The organism is Streptomyces sp. P13-3-3, assembly GCF_050571355.1.
GTDB lineage: Bacteria > Actinomycetota > Actinomycetes > Streptomycetales > Streptomycetaceae > Streptomyces > Streptomyces althioticus.
The window spans coordinates 2686959-2703822 of the sequence record NZ_CP192228.1 but is presented as its reverse complement, the minus strand read 5'-3'; the positions used below and the strand labels follow the sequence as shown (position 1 = coordinate 2703822).

Here is a 16864-nt window from a genome sequence, read left to right as displayed (position 1 = left end):
AAAGCCGCCGCCACTGACAGTTGGCGGCGGGTCAACCGGCCACTCCTCAGGCGTCCTGACGGCGCAGCCGCCACGCACCGGCCAGCAGGGCCGCGGCCGTCCAGCACGCGGTGACGGCAAGTCCCGTCCACGGGCCGAGGGTTCCCTCGGGCTCGCTGCGCAGCACCGCCTGCCCCGCGCGGTCCGGGAGGAAGTCGGCGACCGCCCCGAGCGCGTCACCGATGACGAACGACACGATCAGGACGAACGGGATCAGCACCGACAGGGTGGCCACCCCGCTGCGCAGCAGCGTCGCCAGCCCGGCCGCGAACAGCGCCATGAGCGTGAGGTAGACGGCTCCGCCGGCCACACCGCGGACCTGGTCGGCGGTGGTCAGGCCGTCCGCCGCGTCGCCGAGCCCGGCCAGCCCGGCGAGGAGTGCCGCCAGGGACGTCACCAGGGCCACGACGGACACGACGGCGGCGATCGCGGCCGCCTTGGCTGCGAACCACAGCCCGCGACGCGGGACCGCCGTCAGCGACAGCCGTACGGCGGCGCCCTCGCGGTACTCGGCGGACACGGCCAGGGAGCCGAAGGTGATGGCGGCGATCTGGCCGAGCGCGGTGCCGGACAGGGCCGCGAATAGCGGGTCGGCGCCCTGGTCCTCGGGGTCCTGGGTGGCGAGCGCGGAGAACGCGGTGGTCACCGCGAACAGCACGAGCAGGGTGGCGAGCAGCGAGCGGACGGTGCGGATCTTCAGCCACTCGGAGCGGAACACGGGGGCGAACGGCACGGTCAGACCTCCTGGGGCTGGGTGGCGAACTCGGTCTCCGCGGCGGTCAGGTCCAGGTAGGCCTGCTCCAGGGTGCCCTCGTCCGCGGTGAGTTCGAGGAGCGGCACCCCCGCGGCGGAGGCGAGGCGCCCGACGTCGTCCACGCGCGCGTCGGGCACGGTCCAGTGGCCGTCGGGATGACGTACCGCCTGGTGGCCGTGCCGGGCCAGGGCGTTCTCCAGCGCGCCCGGGTCGGAGGTGCGCACCCGGACGGCGGGCCGTACGCGCGCGTCGATGAACTCCCGCAGCGGGGTGTCGGCCAGCAGCCGGCCGCGGCCGAGGACGACCAGGTGGTCGGCGAACGAGGCGGTCTCGTTCATCAGATGACTGGACACCAGCACGGTCCGCCCCTCGTCCGCGAGCCGCCGCAGCAGGCCGCGGATCCACACGATGCCCTCGGGGTCGAGGCCGTTGGACGGCTCGTCGAGCATCACCACCTCCGGGTCGCCGAGCAGCGCTGCGGCGATGCCGAGCCGTTGCCGCATGCCGAGCGAGTACGTCCGCACCCGGCGGCGGGCCGCGGGAGCCAGCCCGGTCTCCTCCAGCACCTCGTCCACCCGGCGGTCCGGGATGCGGTGCGTGGCCGCCAGGATGCGCAGATGGTCGCGGCCGGTGCGGGAGCCGAGCGCGGCGCCGGGATCGAGCAACGCGCCCACGGTGCGCAGGGGTTCGCGCAGGGACGCGTACGGCCGTCCGCCGAGGCCGGCCGAGCCGGAGGTGGGGTGGTCCAGGCCGAGCACCAGGCGCAGGGTGGTGGACTTGCCGGCGCCGTTGGGGCCGAGGAAGCCGGTGACGCGGCCGGGCGGCACGGTGAAGGTCAGGTCGTCGACGGCTCGTCGGGTGCCGTACTCCTTGGTGAGGTCGCGGACGTCGATGCTGGTCATGGCATCAGCGTGGTGGACCGGCCCCGTGCGGGGCCTCCCCCGTGGGTGGAGATCGTCTCCCCCGTGCGGGGGAACCCGTTGTCGGCGCCAGGTGTCAGGATGACGGAATGGTTCGGCTGCTGCGCCCGCTGGTCCGCGGGAGGACGTACACCCGGCTGTTGCACATGTGGGTGCCGATGGCCGGGGTCAGCGTGTGGCTGTGGATCCAGCCGGCGTTGCCGTGGGTCCCGCTGCTGGTGCTGGTGCCGCTGGGGCTGCTGCCGCGGGTGCGGGAGGCCGAGGTGATGCAGGCGAGGCTGCTGCTCACCCCTGACGAGGCGGACCCGGACTTCGCCACGCGTCCGGCCACGGCCTGGCGGGACCGCTGGCGGACCGTGCTGTGGCTGGAGTTCCGCACGCTGCTCGGCGGGGTCGTCGCGTACGCGATGCTCTGGCTGCCGGTCGTGGCGTACGCGCTGGCCGCGCGGACGGCGGGGCACAGGACCGAGGACCTGCCGCAGGTCGCGGGCCCGCCGAACTGGGCGTTCGGCCTGCTGGCGCCGCTGCCGCTCGTCGCGCTGTACGCGCTCGTGGCCGGCGGCGGCGCGGTCCTCACCACCGTCGCGCGGCGGTTGCTGGGCCCGTCGGTCGCCGAGCGTCTCGCGGCCGTGGAGGAGCGCACCGAGCAGCTCCTCGAACGCACCCGGATCGCGCGCGAGCTGCACGACTCCATCGGTCACGCGCTGACCGTGGCGGTCGTGCAGGCGGGCGCCGCCCGCGCGGCGAACAGCCCGGAGTTCACCGAACGCGCCCTCGCGGCCATCGAGGAGACGGGCCGGGCCGCCCTGGAGGACCTGGAGCGGGTGCTCGGCGTGCTCCGCGAGTCGGAGCGGCCCGCGAGCGCCCGGCCGACGCTCACCGACGCCGACCGGCTGCTGGAGTCCGCGCGCGCGTCGGGCGCGGAGGTCGACGCCGAGGTCACCGGGCCGGTGGAGACCTTGCCGGGCCCCGTCTCCCGCGAGGGCTACCGCATCCTCCAGGAGGCGCTGACCAACGTGCTGCGGCACGCGGGCGCGGTGCCCGCCCGGGTCCGCGTGGCGGCGGCGGACGGTCTGCTCACCCTCGACGTGCGCAATCGGCTGCCGGACGACCGGCCCGCTCCGGGCCGTGGCAGCGGTCTGCGCGGGATACGCGAGCGGGCGGCGCTGCTCGGCGGGCGGGCGCACACCGGACCGGACGGCGACGGCGACTGGCGGGTGCGGGTCGAACTGCCCCTGGGCTGATCTACGCTGGCCGGATGCCGGTCACAGTGCTCCTCGTCGACGACGAGCCCCTGGTGCGCGCGGGGCTGCGGGCCGTGCTGGAGGCGCAGCCGGACATCGAGGTCGCCGGGGAGGCGGCCGACGGCGCGGCGGTGATCCCGCTGGTGCGGCAGCTGCGCCCCGACGTGGTCGCCATGGACGTACGGATGCCGCTGCTGGACGGCATCGAGGCCACGCGCGCGCTGCTGCGGACGGTGCCCGACCCGCCGAAGATCCTCGTGGTGACGACGTTCGAGAACGACGAGTACGTGTACGAGGCGCTGCGCGCCGGGGCGGACGGGTTCCTGCTGAAGCGGGCCCGGCCGGCGGAGATCGTGCACGCCGTGCGGCTGATCGCCGAGGGCGAGTCGCTGCTGTTCCCCGCGTCGGTACGGCAGCTGGCGGCCGAGTACGGCGAGGGCGGCGGGAACCGCGCGGCCCGCGCCGCGCTGGAGCGGGCCCGGCTCACCGAACGGGAGGGCGAGGTGCTCCGGCTGATGGCGCGTGGGCTGTCGAACGCGGAGATCGCCGCGCGTCTCGTGGTCGGCACGGAGACGGTGAAGTCGCATGTGAGCGCCGTGCTGGCGAAGCTGGGCGCGCGGGACCGGACGCAGGCGGTGATCACGGCGTACGAGTCGGGGTTCGTGGCGCCGGGCTGAGCGGGCCGTGCGGGGGCGGGGTCGCGGGGGTGTCCGCCCGGTGGTCGCCGGGGTGCGCGGCGCCGAGTACGATCCGCCCAACACGCGCACGAGCTGGGAGGACGGACGGTGGGTCGGCTGACCGGCGGGGATCCCTCGCTGCTGCGGAGGATCAACTCCGCGGTGGTGCTGCACGCGTTGCGGGCGACGGACTGCGCGACGCTGACCGAGGTGACCCGGGTGACGGGGCTGTCCCGGCCGACCGTCGAGGGCGTCGTGGAGGGTCTGATCGAGGCGGGTCTGGTCGTGGAGGCGGCGGCCGACGAGGGCGCCGCACGCCGTCAGGGCCGCCCGGCGCGGCGGTTCCGCTTCCGGGCGGAGGCGGGGCATCTGCTGGGCCTGGAGATCGGCGTGCACCGGGTGGCCGCGCTGCTGGCCGACCTGGACGGCCGGGTGATCGGCGCGCAGGTGCGCGACGTGGACGAGACGGTCGACGCCGACGAGCGTCTGGACCGGCTGCGGGCGGCCGTCGCGGAGCTGCTGCGGCGGGCCGGTGTGCCGCGCGGCTCGCTGCGGGCGGTCGGTGTGGGCACCCCCGGCATCGTCGACGCGGACGGCACGGTGCGGCTGGGCACGGCGCTGCCCGGCTGGACGGGGCTGAGTCTCGGTGAGCGGCTGAGCCGTTCCTTCGCGTGCCCGGTGCTGGTGGAGAACGACGCCAATGCGGCGGTGGTCGCGGAGCACTGGAAGGGCTCGGCGAAGGGCCGCGACGACGTGGTGTTCGTGCTGGCGGGACTGAGCCCGGGGGCCGGTTCGCTCATCGGCGGGCGGCTGCACCGGGGGTACGGCGGCGCGGCCGGCGAGATCGGGGCGCTGCATCTGCTGGGGCGTGAGGCGACGCCGGAGACGCTGCTGTCGACCACGGACGAGCCGCTGCACCCGCTGGACGAGCAGGCCGTGGCGCAGGTGTTCGCGCAGGCGCGTCGGGGCGACCAGCGGGCGCTGGCGGCGATGGACCGCTTCATCCAGCGGCTGGTGCACGACGTGGCGGCGCTGGTGCTGGCGCTCGACCCGGAGCTGGTCGTGATCGGGGGCTGGGCGGCCGGTCTCGACGGGGTGCTGGAGCCGCTGCGCCGCGAGCTGGCCCGCTACTGCCTGCGCCCGCCGGAGGTCACCCTGTCCCTGCTGGGCGAGGCGGCGGTGGCGACGGGCGCGGTGCGGCTGGCACTCGACCATGTCGAGGAGCAGCTGTTCGCCGTGGAGGGCACGGTCACGGCGCGCCGCTGACGTGCGCGCGCCGTGGAACGAGCCCACGGCGCGTCGACCGTGCGTCAGAAAGAGCGTGGCTCAGGAGGCCTGGCGCTCCGGGCCGTGATGTATCTCGACGCCGCCGGAGTCGCCGAAGGTCAGGCGGCAGGTGTCCGCGCGGTAGGTGGCCGCCGAGAGGGCGGCGGTGCGGCCGCGGGCGATGTAGCGGGTGGTGACGACGAGGACGGGGGCGCCGGGCAGGCGGTCCAGTTCCCTCGCCTCGTCCGCGCCGGCCGAGCCGAGCTCCACCGCGTTCTCCTGACGCTCCAGCTCCAGGCGCTGCAGTTCCCGCAGCACCGCGCGGGCGCGCGCCGCACCGGACGGGGCGTCGATGCCGGACAGGTCGGGCACCGAGGCGGCCGGGATGTACAGCAGCTCGGACGCGACGGGCTGGCCGCGCGAGACGCGGGAGCGGCGCACGACGTGCACGGCCTCGTCGCTGCCGGTCACCAGGGACTCGGCGAGCGCGGCGGGCGGCACCTCGAGCCGGCAGTCCACGGCGTGCCACGCGTCGTCCGGGCCGCCCGGCCAGGCGTGCTGCTCGCTGCCGACGGAGACGCCCATGCGCGGCGGGGCGACGGTGGTGCCCACCCCGCGGCGGCGCTGGAGCCGGCCTTCCAGTTCGAGCTGCTCCAGGGCCTGCCGGAGCGTGGCGCGCGCGACGCCGAAGCGGGCGGCGAGGTCGCGCTCGTTGGGCAGGATCTCGCCCACGGAGAACTCCGAGTCCAGCGCCTCGGTGAGCACGGTCTTCAGATGCCAGTACTTCGGTTCCGGCACCGATTCCAGCTGCGTGGTCCCCACCCTGTCCTCCACGATCGCCGTGTCCGGCGGCGTTTTAGCGCCCTTGTTTATTAAAGGTTGTTTCACTTCTACGCGACGATAGGGGGGCCGCAGGACTTGGTCAATACCAATCGGCGGCGCGCCGGATCGCCCCCGGCGCGCGGTGCGCCGGGGGCTCGTGCGGGAGGGGCGCGAGGGGCCTACGGGAGCGCGGTGAGGGCGGCCAGCTTGTCGGGGTTGCGGACCACGTAGACCGTGCGGATCCGGTCGCCGTCGGCGTCGATCTGCACGACCGCGTCGGGCTTCCCGCCGGACAGCACGAGCACGGCGGGACCGCCGTTGAGCTCGACCATGCGCACGGACACGTCCGGCACCCCCTTGGCGGCCACCCCGGCGAAGAAGCGGGCCACGTGGTCGGCGCCCTCCAGGACCCGCAGCGGGGCGCGTGCCTTGCCGCCGCTGTCGCCGACGAGCCGGACGTCCGGGGCGAGCAGCTCCATCAGGCCCGCCAGGTCTCCCCCGGCCGCCGCGTCCAGGAAGCGTTCGGTGAGGTCGCGGCGGCGGGCGGGGTCGACGTCGTAGCGGGGGCGCCGTTCGTCGACATGGCGGCGGGCGCGGGTACCGAGCTGGCGTACGGCCGCCTCGCCGCGGTCGAGCATGGCCGCGATGTCGGCGTACGGGTGGCCGAACGCCTCCCTCAGCACGAACACCGCGCGTTCCAGCGGGGAAAGCGTCTCCAGGACGACGAGTACCGCGAGGGACACGGAGTCGGCGAGCACGGCGCGCTCCGCGGAGTCCGTCACGGTGCCGCCGAAGTCGGTGACGTAGGGCTCGGGCAGCCAGGGGCCGACGTAGGTCTCGCCGCGCGCCTTGATCTGCCGCAGCCGGTCGACGGCGAGGCGGGTGGTGATCCGCACGAGGAAGCCGCGTGGGTCGCGGACCTCGGCCCGGTCGGCGCCGGACCAGCGCAGCCAGGCGTCCTGGACGACGTCCTCGGCGTCGGCCGCACGGCCCAGCATGCGGTAGGCGACGCCCATGAGGGCGGGGCGGTGTGCCTCGAAGAGGGTGGTCGCGGTGTCGGCGGTCACCCGGCCATCCCAGCGGACGTGCCCCGCGGTGTCCAGGCGTGACGGGCTACCCGCCGGTAGCAATTGCTGACAAGCTGTCTACGACGTTGGGGCAAGGCCTCCGCAGGCCCCCGTCCGCCATCCGCGAGTCCGAACGAGGAGCACCTCATGTCCGCGACCGTCACCTATCAGGTCCCCTCTCCGCGGGGCCCGCAGTCCGTCACCCTGTCCTACGCGCGCGTGGGGCGCGGTGAACCGCTGCTTCTGCTGCACGGCATCGGGCACCACCGGCAGGCCTGGGACCCGGTCGTGGACATCCTGGCCACCGAGCGCGAGGTGATCGCCGTGGACCTGCCCGGCTTCGGCGCCTCCCCCGCCCTGCCCGACGGCCTCGACCACGACCTGCCCACCATGACCACCGCGCTCGGCGGACTGTGCGAGGCGCTGGAGCTGGACCGCCCGCACGTCGCGGGCAACTCCCTGGGCGGGCTGCTCGCCCTGGAGATGGGCCGGGCGCGGCTGGTCCGGTCGGTGACGGCGCTGTCCCCCGCCGGCTTCTGGACGCCGGCCGAGCGGCGGTACGCGTTCACCGTGCTGTCCGCCATGCGGGGGATCGCGGGGCGGATGCCGGAGCGGATGGTGGAGGGGCTGGCCCGGTCGGCGGTCGGGCGGACCGCGCTGACCAGCACGATCTACGCCCGTCCCGGACGGCGGGCACCGGAGGCGGTGGTCGCCGAGACCCGCGCGCTGGCCGAGGCGACGGGCTTCGCGCGGACGTTGCGCGCGGGCGGGTCCGTGCAGTTCACGGAGGACGTGCGGGGTGTTCCGGTGACGGTCGCGTGGGGGACGCGGGACCGGTTGCTGATCCCCCGGCAGGGGGTGCGGGCGAAGCAGATCATTCCGCGGGCGCGGCTGGTGCGGCTGCCGGGGTGTGGGCATGTGCCGATGAACGATGATCCGGCGTTGGTGGCGCGGGTTCTGCTGGACGGGAGTCGTTAGGCCGTACGTGCACTGCGGGCCGGTGAGGGCTTGTCGCGCGGTTCCCCGCGCCCCTCTCAGCGTGTTGTTCATCCGGCGTTTCCATGGTCGGCGTAGGTGTGGGTGTGCACCCGACCCCACCCCACGGAGGCGTACTCATGGTGATCCGTCCGCTGCCCGGCCGTCGCTCCCTGTTGAAGGGGTCCCTTGCTCTCCCGGCGGGGCTGGCCCTGCCCGCGTTCACCCGGTCGGGGCGGCCCTCCGCCGAGTGGGGCGTGCAGGCCGGCGACGTCAGCCGTGACTCCGCGCTGGTGTGGGTGCGCTCGGACCGGCCGGCGCGGATGATCGTCGAGACCTCCGCGACGGAGTCGTTCCGCAACGCCCGCAGGGTCCCGGGGCCGTTGCTCGGTCCCGGCACCGACTTCACCGGCACCACACGGCTTCGCGGACTGCCGCCCGGCGAGCAGATCCACTACCGGGTGCTGCTCGCCGACCCCGACGATCCGCGCCGTACGAGCGCACCCGTCGCCGGAACCTTCCGTACGGTGCCGGACCGGCGGCGGGACGGGGTGCGGTTCGTGTGGTCGGGCGACCTGGCCGGGCAGGGCTGGGGCATCAACCCGGCGTTCGGCGGCTACCGCATCTTCGACGCCATGGCCCGGCTCGACCCGGACTTCTTCCTGTTCAGCGGGGACACCGTCTACGCCGACGGGCCGATCGCCGCGACCGCCGAACTGCCGGACGGCGGTCTCTGGCGGAACATCACCACCGAGGAGAAGTCCAAGGTCGCGGAGACCCTCGCGGAGTTCCGCGGCAACTTCCGCTACAACCTGCTGGACGAGCATCTGCGCCGGTTCAACGCCCGGGTGCCGTCGATCGTCCAGTGGGACGACCACGAGGTGCGCAACAACTGGTACCCGGGGCAGCAGATCGCCCACACCGACACCCGGTACACCGAGAAGAGCGTCGACGTGCTGGCGGCCCGCGCCCGGCGGGCGTTCGGCGAGTACTTCCCCGTGTCGACGCTGCGGCCCGGCACCCGGGAGGGGCGTATCCACCGGGTGGTGCGGCAGGGCCCGCTGCTCGACGTGTTCGTGCTGGACATGCGGACGTACCGGAACGCCAACTCGCCCGGTGACCAGACCGTCGACCCGCAGGGCATCCTCGGCCGGGAGCAACTGGAGTGGCTGAAGCGGGAGCTGGCGCGGTCGCGGGCGGTGTGGAAGGTGATCGCGGCCGACATGCCGGTAGGGCTGGTCGTGCCCGACACCACCGAAGGGCGTCCGCACGTCGAGGCGGTGGCGCAGGGCGACCCCGGGGCGCCGCTGGGGCGGGAGCTGCAGATCGCGGAGCTGTTGCGGTTCGTCAAGCACCGGAGGATCACCGGGACGGTGTGGCTGACGACCGACGTGCACCACACCTCCGCGCAGCACTACCACCCCGAGCGGGCCGCGTTCGGCGATTTCGAGCCGTTCTGGGAGTTCGTCTCCGGGCCGCTCAACGCGGGCGCGTTCCCGGCCACGGAGCTGGACGGGACGTTCGGTCCGGAGCGGGTGTTCGTGAAGGCGCCCGCCACCGCGAACGTCTCCCCCCTCGGCGGGTACCAGTTCTTCGGCGAGGTGGCCATCGACGGCAGCAGTGGTGAACTCACCGTGCGGCTGCGGGAGATGGACGGCGCGGTGCTGTTCAGGAAGACACTTCGGCCGGGCCTCGTTGGTCAGTAACACTGCATTTCGGACAGAAGCGGGCTTTACTCGTCAGTCACAGTACGTTCGTGATCACGAAACACGATTCCTTCACAGTGACTGTATGAGTCGAGACATGTTTGACGTGACGAACGACCGTGACGGAGGGCGCACGCCCCGCCGCTGGAACCCGCTCGCCCGTGCCGCCCGCTGCGGCGAGGCGCTGCACGCATGGCGGACACGCCGCCACGGCCACGCGCCGCCGGCGCACGATACCGGCGGCGCTCCGCCGTCGCCCGAACCGGCGGCGGTCGAGAGCGTGCTGTGGCGGATGCGGACGACGGTGCGGGACGAGCCGGGCGCGCTGGCCGCCCTGTGCACGGCGCTGGCCGAGCGGCGGGTCGACATCCTGAGCCTGCAGACGCACCCGCTGGGCGCGCACACCGTCGACGAGTTCCTGCTGCGCGTCCCGGCCGGCACGGACCTCACCGCGGCGGTCGCGGCGGGCGGCGGCACGGACACCTGGGCCGAGCGGGCCGACGCCCACGACCTGGTGGACGGCCCGACCCGGATGCTGGCGCTGGCCGCCCGCACCGCGACGGACGCTGCCGAACTCCCGCTGGCGTTGCGCCAGCTGCTGGGTCGCTGCACGATCCGCTCCCAGCCCGCCACGGCGTTCGGCGCCGGGCCCTCGGCCGTGCCTCCGGAGGGCATCCTGGAGGACACCGTGATCCGGCTGCGCGACCCGGAGGGCGGTGTCCTCACGGTCGAGCGGCCGTATCTGCCGTTCACCCCCACGGAGTTCGCCCGCGCGCGGGCGCTCGTCGAGCTGGACGCCCGGCTCGGTCCGCGGATGCCGGGCGGCCGCGACGTGCTGACCCTGTCCGAGGGCGGTCATGTCTCCGTGCGCCGCGCGGACACCGCCGACCTGGACGCCGCGCGGGACATGCACGAGCGGTGCTCCGCCGAGACCCTGCGACGCCGCTACCACGGGCCGGTCGGTGACGCGAGCCGCTACCTGAACCACCTGCTCAGCCCGCGCTTCGGCCGCACGCTCGCCGCGCAGACCGCGTCCGGCGACATCGTCGCCCTCGGCCACCTGCTGTGGGACGGCGACGAGACCGAGGTGGCGCTGATCGTCGAGGACGCCTGGCAGCGGCGGGGCATCGGCGCGGAGTTGCTGTCCCGGCTGGTGGGCATGGCGGTCGAGGCGGGCTGCGCCCACGTGTACGCCGTGACGCAGGCGTCCAACACGGGCATGGTCGCCGCGATGCGCGGCCTGGGCCTCCCCCTCGACTACCAGATCGAGGAGGGCACCCTCGTCATCACCGCCCGCCTGGACGCCGCCTCGGCCGCCGGCACGCCGACGCCGGATCAGCGGGTCTTCCGTCACTGACCGACCCGCGGCACGGCTACGGAAAACGGCCCGGCACACCGAGGTGTGCCGGGCCGTCCCCCCGTTCATGGGCGGGTCCGTCAGCCCTGGGCCATGGCCTCCGACCGGGCCGGGCGCGTGGACGGCGTGCCCAGGGCCTGGTCGAGGTCGGACCACAGGTCCTCGACGTCCTCCAGGCCGACCGAGAGGCGCAGCAGGCGGTCGGAGACGCCCGCGTCCCTGCGGTCGTCGGCGTCGACGATGCGGTGGCTGATGGACGCCGGGTGCTGGATGAGCGAGTCCACACTGCCGAGGCTCACCGCCGGGGTGATCAGCCGGACGCCCGCGATCACCTCGTGCGGGTCGCCGTGGACCTCGAAGGCGACCATCGCGCCGCCGATGCTCGGGTAGTGCACCCGGGACACACGCGGATCCGCGGCGAGCCGGGCCGCGAGTTCGGCGGCGTTCGCCGACGCGGCCCGTACCCGGACCGGGAGAGTGGACAGGCCCCGCAGCAACAGGTAGCCGGCCAGCGGGTGCAGCACCCCGCCGGTGGCGAACCGCACCTGCCGCAGCCGCCCGGCGAACTCCTCGTCGCAGGCGACCACGCCCGCCAGCACGTCGCCGTGCCCGCCGAGGTACTTGGTGGCGCTGTGCAGCACCAGCCGCGCCCCCTGCTCGACCGGACGCTGGAGCACCGGCGTGGCGAAGGTGTTGTCGACGAGCAGCGGCACGGAGCCGCAGGCGTGGGCGACGGCCCGCAGGTCGATCTCGGCGAGCGTCGGGTTGGCGGGCGACTCCACCAGTACCAGCCCGGTGTCCGGGCGGAGCGCGTCGGCGACGCCGGCCGGGTCGGTCCAGGTGACCTCGGAGCCGAGCAGCCCGGCGGTCAGCAGGTGGTCGCTGCACCCGTACAGCGGGCGTACGGCGACGACGTGCCGCAGGCCCATGGAGGCGCGCACCAGCAGGACGGCGCTGAGCGCGGCCATGCCGCTGGCGAACGCGACGGCCGCCTCGGTGCCCTCCAGACGGGCGAGGGCGGTCTCGAAACGGGCGACGGTGGGGTTGCCGAGCCGTCCGTAGACCGGCGGGCCGTCGGGCTCGGCGCCGGCGGTGGCGAAGGCGTCGATGCGGGCGGCCTCGGCCCGGCTGTCGTAGGAGGGGTAGGTGGTGGACAGGTCGATCGGCGGGGCGTGCAGTCCGAGTCCGGCGAGGTCGTCCCGGCCGGCGTGCACGGCCTCGGTGGCGAGTGCTCTGGTGGTGAGTCGCGTGTCCATGCCGTTGTCCATGGCGCTCAGGGTGAACACCGAACGGTTCTGTGCGGTGGGAACCCGTGCTACGTTCGGCCGGTGGCCGAATCTGTCGTACTGGATCCGGTGGATCTCCATCTGCTGCGGTTGCTGCAGAACGACGCCCGGATGACATACCGGGACCTCGCCGCGCAGGTCGGGGTCGCGCCGTCGACCTGCCTGGACCGGGTGACCCGGCTGCGCCGCTCCGGCGTGATCCTCGGGCACCGGCTGGAACTCGACCCGGCGAAGCTCGGCCGGGGTCTCCAGGCGCTGCTGTCGGTCCAGGTGCGGCCGCACCGGCGGGAGTTGGTGGGACCGTTCGTGGAGCGGATCCGGGCGCTGCCCGAGTCGCTGACCGTGTTCCACCTGACCGGCCCGGACGACTACCTGGTGCATGTCGCGGTCGCCGACATGTCGGATCTGCAGCGGCTGGTGCTCGACGAGTTCACCTCGCAGCGGGAGGTGGCACGGGTGGAGACCCGGCTGATCTTCCAGCGGTGGGACTGCGGTCCCGTGCTGCCGCCTTCGCCCTCGGCTCAATCCGGGTGACGTGCGGCGGACGTCGTACCAGGATGGTCCGCATGTCACCAACCAACAGCGCGCTTCCCCGTCAGGTCGCCGACGCCTACGTCGACGAGCTCATCGCCCTCGATCCGATCACCGGGACGTACCTCGGCGTCAAGGAGAGCTCCTCCCGGCTGCCCGATCTCTCGCCCGCCGGTCAGGAAAGGGTCGCCGAGCTGCTCAGGACGACCCTCGCGCGGCTCGACGAGGCCGAGCGGCTGCCCGGCGCGGACAGCGACGCCGAGCGGCGCTGCGCCCGGCTGCTGCGGGAGCGGCTGACCGCGGAACTCGCCGTGCACGAGGCCGACGAGCACCTGCGCGCGGTCGGCAACCTGGGCACGGTCGCGCACTCGGTGCGCGAGGTCTTCACGGTGACCCCGGCGGAGACCGAGGAGGACTGGCGGGCGATCGTGGAGCGGCTGCGCGCGGTCCCGGCCGCGCTGGCCGGGTACCGGGAGTCGCTGGCGCTGGGCCTGGAGCGCGAGCTGTACGCGGCGCCGCGCCCCACGGAGACGTTCGTCGGGCAGCTCGGCGAGTGGGCGGACACCGGTGAGGGCCGCGGCTGGTTCGAGGACTTCGCCGCCGCCGGCCCGGACGCGCTGCGCGCCGAGCTGGACGAGGCCGCCGGCGCGGCGACCGCGGCGGTCGCGGAGCTGCGGGACTGGCTGCGGGACGTGTACGCCCCGGCGGTCGAGGGTGCGCCGAACACCGTGGGCCGGGAGCGCTACGCCCGCTGGTCGCGCTACTACAACGGCACCGACCTGGACCTGGACGAGGCGTACGCGTACGGCTGGTCCGAGTACTTCCGGCTGCTGGGCGAGATGAGGAAGGAGGCCGAGAAGATCCTTCCGGGGGCGGAGACCCCGTGGGTGGCGCTGGCCCACCTCGACGAGCACGGCCGGCACATCGAGGGCGTGGACGAGGTCCGCGACTGGCTGCAGGGTCTGATGGACCAGGCGATCGACGCCCTGGACGGCACCCACTTCGACCTGGCCGAGCGGGTGCGGAAGGTGGAGTCGCGGATCGCCCCGGCGGGCAGCGCGGCGGCGCCGTACTACACGCAGCCGTCGGAGGACTTCTCCCGGCCGGGCTGCACCTGGCTGCCCACGATGGGCCTGACCCGTTTCCCGGTGTACGACCTGGTGTCGACCTGGTACCACGAGGGCGTCCCCGGGCATCACCTCCAGCTGGCGCAGTGGGTGCACGTGGCGGAGAGCCTCTCCCGCTATCAGGCCACCGTCGGCATGGTGAGCGCCAACTGCGAGGGCTGGGCGCTGTACGCGGAGCGGCTGATGGACGAGCTGGGCTTCCTCACGGACGCCGAGCAGCGGCTCGGTTACCTGGACGCGCAGATGATGCGGGCGACCCGGGTGATCGTCGACATCGGCATGCACCTGGAGCTGGAGATCCCCGCGGACTCGCCGTTCCACCCGGGCGAGCGGTGGACGCCGGAGCTGGCGCAGGAGTTCTTCGGCGCGCACAGCAGCCGCCCGGCGGACTTCGTGGAGAGCGAGCTGACCCGGTACCTGACCATCCCGGGCCAGGCCATCGGCTACAAGCTGGGCGAGCGGGCCTGGCTGCTGGGCCGGGAGAAGGCCCGCGAGCGGCACGGCGACGCCTTCGACCTCAAGGCGTGGCACATGGCCGCGCTGTCCCAGGGCTCGCTGGGCCTGGACGACCTGGTGGACGAACTGGCGGCGCTGTAGAGCCGGTTCAGCGGTTCAGCGCCGGAACCCGCCCTCGGAGTCGATGACCTGACCGGTGATCCAGCCCGCCTCGTCGGTGGCCAGCCACGCGAGGAGGCGGGCCGGGTCGTCGGGCATGCCCCAGCGTCCGGCGGGGAAGCGCGCGGCGATCGCGTCGTAGACCTCGCCGGTCAGGTAGTCGGTGTCGACAGGGCCGGGGTTGACGGTGTTCACGGTGACCGCGTGGTCGGCCAGCGTGGTCGCCAGGGAGCGGGTGATCGAGGCCAGGGCGCCCTTCTGGAGGGCGTAGGCGATCTCGCCGGGCATGCCGCCGGCGATGTCCTGCCCGGAGGTCATCATCAGCACGCGTCCGCCCGGCGTGTCCGGCGGGAGCGCGGCGCGGTGCCGGGCGTGGGCCTGGACGAGCAGCAGCACGGAGCGGGCGTCGACGGCCCAGTGGGCGTCGAGCATGGCCGCGTCGATCGTGTCGAGGTCGCCGTCGGAGCCGCTGAGGGCGTGGTTGGCGACGAGGACGTCGAGGCGTCCGCCGAGTGCCTCGACGGCGCGGGCGTGCAGGGCGGCCGGTTCCGCCGGGTCGCTCAGGTCTCCGGGGCCCGCGAGCACCCGTGCGTCCGGGTCGCCGAGTGCCTCGCGCACGGAGGCGGTGACGTCCTCGATCCGGTCGGCGCCCCAGGGCATGGCGGCGTCGTGCGGCACATGGTGGTGCAGGTAGACGCTCGCGCCGTACGCGGCGAGCCGGCGGGCCACGGCGTGGCCGATGCCGCCGCGCCGGCTGGCCCCGGTGACCAGGGCGGTGCGGCCCCGCAGGGGCAGGGGGTCGCGGCGGAGTTCCTCGGGCGGGGGCGGGGGAAGCTTCGGCATGATCCCCATGATGGGCCGGGCCGGCTACGGGATCACGCGAATAACGGCCCCCGGGTCAGTTCAGCGGCCGGAGCTGCACCAGGACCAGCCAGGTCTCCGGGCCGGGGCTGACCTGCGCGGCGCGCACGGCGTAGCGGCCCGGGCCGAGCGCGAGGCGCGCGTGGTCGGTGCCGGCGGCGTGGGTGCCGGGCCAGGCCGCGTCGAACAGGACGACCGGGCCGGGCACCTTCCACTGCGTCTCCTGCTGCCACTGCGCGGTGGCGAGCGCGGCGGGGACGCTCGCCAGCAGCTCCTCCTCGGCCTCTCCGGCGACCCAGCGGACGAGCAGGGAGTGCCCGGGGAGGTAGGCGGTCGCGGCGGGTTCGTCGGCCAGGACGAGGGCGGCGGCGTCACCGACCGGGAGGAGCCCGACGAGTCCGTCGACCTCGCACGCCCGGTCGTAGTCCGAGGCGAACTCCTCGCCGTCGGCTCCCGTCCAGAACGGCAGCACCGTCTCCGGCACCGCGACGAGCGGCCCGCCGCCCGACTCCACCCACTCGACCGTGCCCGGCTCCGCGTATCGCTCCATGGCGGAGAAACCTACCGGCTCTACTCCCTTACCGGAGCGGCGGGTTCAGCATCCGCACGCCTCGGACTCCACGACGGTGGTCAGCGGGTCGGCGGCCCGGCGCTCACGGCCCCGCGGTGTCCCGTACGCGAAGCCCTCGCGGACCCAGTACTCGAAGCCGCCGAGCATCTCCTTGACGCGGTACCCGAGTTGGGCGAGGGCGAGCGCGGCGCGGGCGGCCCCGTCGCAGCCGGGTCCCCAGCAGTACGTCACGACCGGGACGGCCGGGTCGAGGAGGTCCGCGGCACGCTCGGCGATGTGCGCGGTGGGCAGGTGCAGGGCGCCGGGCACATGGCCCTGCTCCCAGGCCTGCGCCGACCGGGAGTCCACCAGGACGAAGCCGGGACCGTCGCCGGAGGCGAGCGCGGCGGCCACGTCGGAGACGTCGGTGTACAGGGCGAGGCTCGCGCGGAAATGCGCGGCGGCCACGGAAGGGGAGGCGGGGGCGACCCGCAGGACGGGGTTCACGGTGGTCGTCGTCATGGCAGGAAAACTACGGGCGCGGACGGCCGTCCTGAAGGGACGAATCCCGGCGCGGGTCTTGCTCCGCCGGGGATTCCCCTGCTACTTCTCGGCGATGACCGAGTATTCCCCGGACGCCACCGACTGGCGCATCCTCGACGTCCTCCAGCGGGACGGACGCGCCAGTTACGCCGACCTCGCCCGCGCCGTGTCGATGTCCGCGAGCGCGGTCACCGAGCGGGTGCGGCGGCTGGAGGAGGCCGGGATCATCCAGGGCTACGCGGCGGTGGTGGACCCGGAGCGGATCGGGCTGCCGGTGCTGGCGTTCGTCCGGCTGCGCTACCCGACCGGCAACTACAAGCCGTTCCACGACCTGGTCGCGGCCACGCCGGAGATCCTGGAGGCGCACCACGTCACGGGCGACGACTGCTTCGTCCTGAAGGTGGCCGCGCGGTCGATGCGGCACCTGGAGGAGGTGTCGGGACGGATCGGCGCGCTCGGCTCGGTGACCACCAGCGTGGTGTACTCCTCGCCGCTGCCGCGCCGTCCCGTGGGGCGGTGACCCG

17 protein-coding genes are annotated in these 16864 nt (G+C 74.2%); 9 read left to right on the top strand and 8 right to left on the bottom strand.

From position 1 onward, the window contains the following. Positions 1–46 precede the first annotated feature (46 nt). Positions 47–772 (bottom strand): ABC transporter permease, encoded by a 726-nt coding sequence (locus tag ACQZOG_RS12285; RefSeq protein ID WP_261674691.1) that lies wholly within the window; start codon positions 770–772, stop codon positions 47–49. 2 nt (positions 773–774) lie between these two features. Continuing rightward, positions 775–1695, bottom strand: coding sequence for an ATP-binding cassette domain-containing protein (locus tag ACQZOG_RS12280; protein ID WP_058915661.1), 921 nt, complete (start codon positions 1693–1695; stop codon positions 775–777). Positions 1696–1802: 107 nt separating this feature from the next. Between ACQZOG_RS12280 and ACQZOG_RS12275 the strand changes: the two genes are divergently transcribed. From ACQZOG_RS12275 to ACQZOG_RS12265, 3 genes are all read left to right on the top strand, one after another. After that, positions 1803–2957, top strand: coding sequence for a sensor histidine kinase (locus ACQZOG_RS12275; RefSeq protein ID WP_033276949.1), 1155 nt, complete (start codon positions 1803–1805; stop codon positions 2955–2957). Between the two features lie 14 nt (positions 2958–2971). Next, positions 2972–3634, top strand: coding sequence for a response regulator transcription factor (locus tag ACQZOG_RS12270; RefSeq protein WP_033276948.1), 663 nt, complete (start codon positions 2972–2974; stop codon positions 3632–3634). Between the two features lie 108 nt (positions 3635–3742). Then, positions 3743–4900: an ROK family transcriptional regulator gene (locus tag ACQZOG_RS12265; protein ID WP_033276947.1), complete on the top strand. Its 1158-nt coding sequence runs from the start codon at positions 3743–3745 to the stop codon at positions 4898–4900. A 60-nt stretch (positions 4901–4960) separates the two neighbouring features. On the opposite strand, the gene ACQZOG_RS12260 is transcribed toward ACQZOG_RS12265, so the two are convergent. Next, positions 4961–5722 carry a GntR family transcriptional regulator gene (locus ACQZOG_RS12260; RefSeq protein WP_033276946.1) on the bottom strand — a complete coding sequence of 254 codons (762 nt, stop codon included), beginning with the start codon at positions 5720–5722 and terminating at the stop codon, positions 4961–4963. A gap of 179 nt (positions 5723–5901) precedes the next feature. Then, positions 5902–6789, bottom strand: coding sequence for an RNA polymerase sigma-70 factor (locus tag ACQZOG_RS12255; RefSeq protein WP_193467306.1), 888 nt, complete (start codon positions 6787–6789; stop codon positions 5902–5904). 147 nt (positions 6790–6936) lie between these two features. Between ACQZOG_RS12255 and ACQZOG_RS12250 the strand changes: the two genes are divergently transcribed. The 3 genes from ACQZOG_RS12250 to ACQZOG_RS12240 all read left to right on the top strand — a co-directional run bounded on the left by ACQZOG_RS12250 (position 6937) and on the right by ACQZOG_RS12240 (position 10827). Then, positions 6937–7767 (top strand): alpha/beta fold hydrolase, encoded by an 831-nt coding sequence (locus ACQZOG_RS12250; protein WP_193467307.1) that lies wholly within the window; start codon positions 6937–6939, stop codon positions 7765–7767. Between the two features lie 137 nt (positions 7768–7904). Beyond that, on the top strand, positions 7905–9470 hold the full coding sequence (locus ACQZOG_RS12245) for an alkaline phosphatase D family protein (RefSeq protein WP_401454070.1): 1566 nt from the start codon (positions 7905–7907) through the stop codon (positions 9468–9470). A gap of 97 nt (positions 9471–9567) precedes the next feature. Further along, the gene (locus ACQZOG_RS12240; protein WP_193456319.1) at positions 9568–10827 is read left to right on the top strand and encodes a GNAT family N-acetyltransferase; all 1260 of its coding nucleotides are present in this window, start codon (positions 9568–9570) and stop codon (positions 10825–10827) included. Between the two features lie 80 nt (positions 10828–10907). Here the strand turns inward: ACQZOG_RS12240 and ACQZOG_RS12235 are convergent, their stop codons facing one another. Then, on the bottom strand, positions 10908–12095 hold the full coding sequence (locus ACQZOG_RS12235) for a trans-sulfuration enzyme family protein (protein WP_401454067.1): 1188 nt from the start codon (positions 12093–12095) through the stop codon (positions 10908–10910). Between the two features lie 60 nt (positions 12096–12155). Here ACQZOG_RS12235 and ACQZOG_RS12230 point away from each other — a divergent pair, with 60 nt between their 5' ends. Together ACQZOG_RS12230 and ACQZOG_RS12225 are read left to right on the top strand one after the other, a co-directional pair. Next, positions 12156–12647: an Lrp/AsnC family transcriptional regulator gene (locus tag ACQZOG_RS12230; RefSeq protein ID WP_033276942.1), complete on the top strand. Its 492-nt coding sequence runs from the start codon at positions 12156–12158 to the stop codon at positions 12645–12647. 32 nt (positions 12648–12679) lie between these two features. Continuing rightward, a complete protein-coding gene (locus ACQZOG_RS12225; protein WP_033276941.1) occupies positions 12680–14368 on the top strand; it encodes a DUF885 domain-containing protein in 1689 nt (562 codons plus the stop codon). Positions 14369–14383: 15 nt separating this feature from the next. On the opposite strand, the gene ACQZOG_RS12220 is transcribed toward ACQZOG_RS12225, so the two are convergent. From ACQZOG_RS12220 to ACQZOG_RS12210, 3 genes are read right to left on the bottom strand one after another with little or no spacing between them, the layout of a single operon-like run. Further along, on the bottom strand, positions 14384–15229 hold the full coding sequence (locus tag ACQZOG_RS12220; RefSeq protein ID WP_191879643.1) for an SDR family oxidoreductase: 846 nt from the start codon (positions 15227–15229) through the stop codon (positions 14384–14386). 55 nt (positions 15230–15284) lie between these two features. Then, a complete protein-coding gene (locus ACQZOG_RS12215; protein WP_430741494.1) occupies positions 15285–15797 on the bottom strand; it encodes an immunity 21 family protein in 513 nt (170 codons plus the stop codon). Positions 15798–15842: 45 nt separating this feature from the next. Beyond that, positions 15843–16319 carry a rhodanese-like domain-containing protein gene (locus ACQZOG_RS12210; RefSeq protein ID WP_033276939.1) on the bottom strand — a complete coding sequence of 159 codons (477 nt, stop codon included), beginning with the start codon at positions 16317–16319 and terminating at the stop codon, positions 15843–15845. 94 nt (positions 16320–16413) lie between these two features. On the opposite strand from ACQZOG_RS12210, the gene ACQZOG_RS12205 reads away from it, so the two are divergent. Beyond that, positions 16414–16860, top strand: coding sequence for an Lrp/AsnC family transcriptional regulator (locus ACQZOG_RS12205; protein WP_006135268.1), 447 nt, complete (start codon positions 16414–16416; stop codon positions 16858–16860). Positions 16861–16864 lie beyond the last annotated feature (4 nt).

Coding starts and splice junctions, on each gene's coding strand:
- ACQZOG_RS12250 (WP_193467307.1), top strand. CDS start 6,937: ATGTCCGCGACCGTCACCTATCAGGTCCCCTCTCCGCGGGGCCCGCAG.
- ACQZOG_RS12280 (WP_058915661.1), bottom strand. CDS start 1,695: ATGACCAGCATCGACGTCCGCGACCTCACCAAGGAGTACGGCACCCGA.
- ACQZOG_RS12225 (WP_033276941.1), top strand. CDS start 12,680: ATGTCACCAACCAACAGCGCGCTTCCCCGTCAGGTCGCCGACGCCTAC.
- ACQZOG_RS12220 (WP_191879643.1), bottom strand. CDS start 15,229: ATGCCGAAGCTTCCCCCGCCCCCGCCCGAGGAACTCCGCCGCGACCCC.
- ACQZOG_RS12270 (WP_033276948.1), top strand. CDS start 2,972: ATGCCGGTCACAGTGCTCCTCGTCGACGACGAGCCCCTGGTGCGCGCG.
- ACQZOG_RS12210 (WP_033276939.1), bottom strand. CDS start 16,319: ATGACGACGACCACCGTGAACCCCGTCCTGCGGGTCGCCCCCGCCTCC.
- ACQZOG_RS12215 (WP_430741494.1), bottom strand. CDS start 15,797: ATGGAGCGATACGCGGAGCCGGGCACGGTCGAGTGGGTGGAGTCGGGC.
- ACQZOG_RS12275 (WP_033276949.1), top strand. CDS start 1,803: ATGGTTCGGCTGCTGCGCCCGCTGGTCCGCGGGAGGACGTACACCCGG.
- ACQZOG_RS12205 (WP_006135268.1), top strand. CDS start 16,414: ATGACCGAGTATTCCCCGGACGCCACCGACTGGCGCATCCTCGACGTC.
- ACQZOG_RS12245 (WP_401454070.1), top strand. CDS start 7,905: ATGGTGATCCGTCCGCTGCCCGGCCGTCGCTCCCTGTTGAAGGGGTCC.
- ACQZOG_RS12240 (WP_193456319.1), top strand. CDS start 9,568: ATGTTTGACGTGACGAACGACCGTGACGGAGGGCGCACGCCCCGCCGC.
- ACQZOG_RS12235 (WP_401454067.1), bottom strand. CDS start 12,095: ATGGACAACGGCATGGACACGCGACTCACCACCAGAGCACTCGCCACC.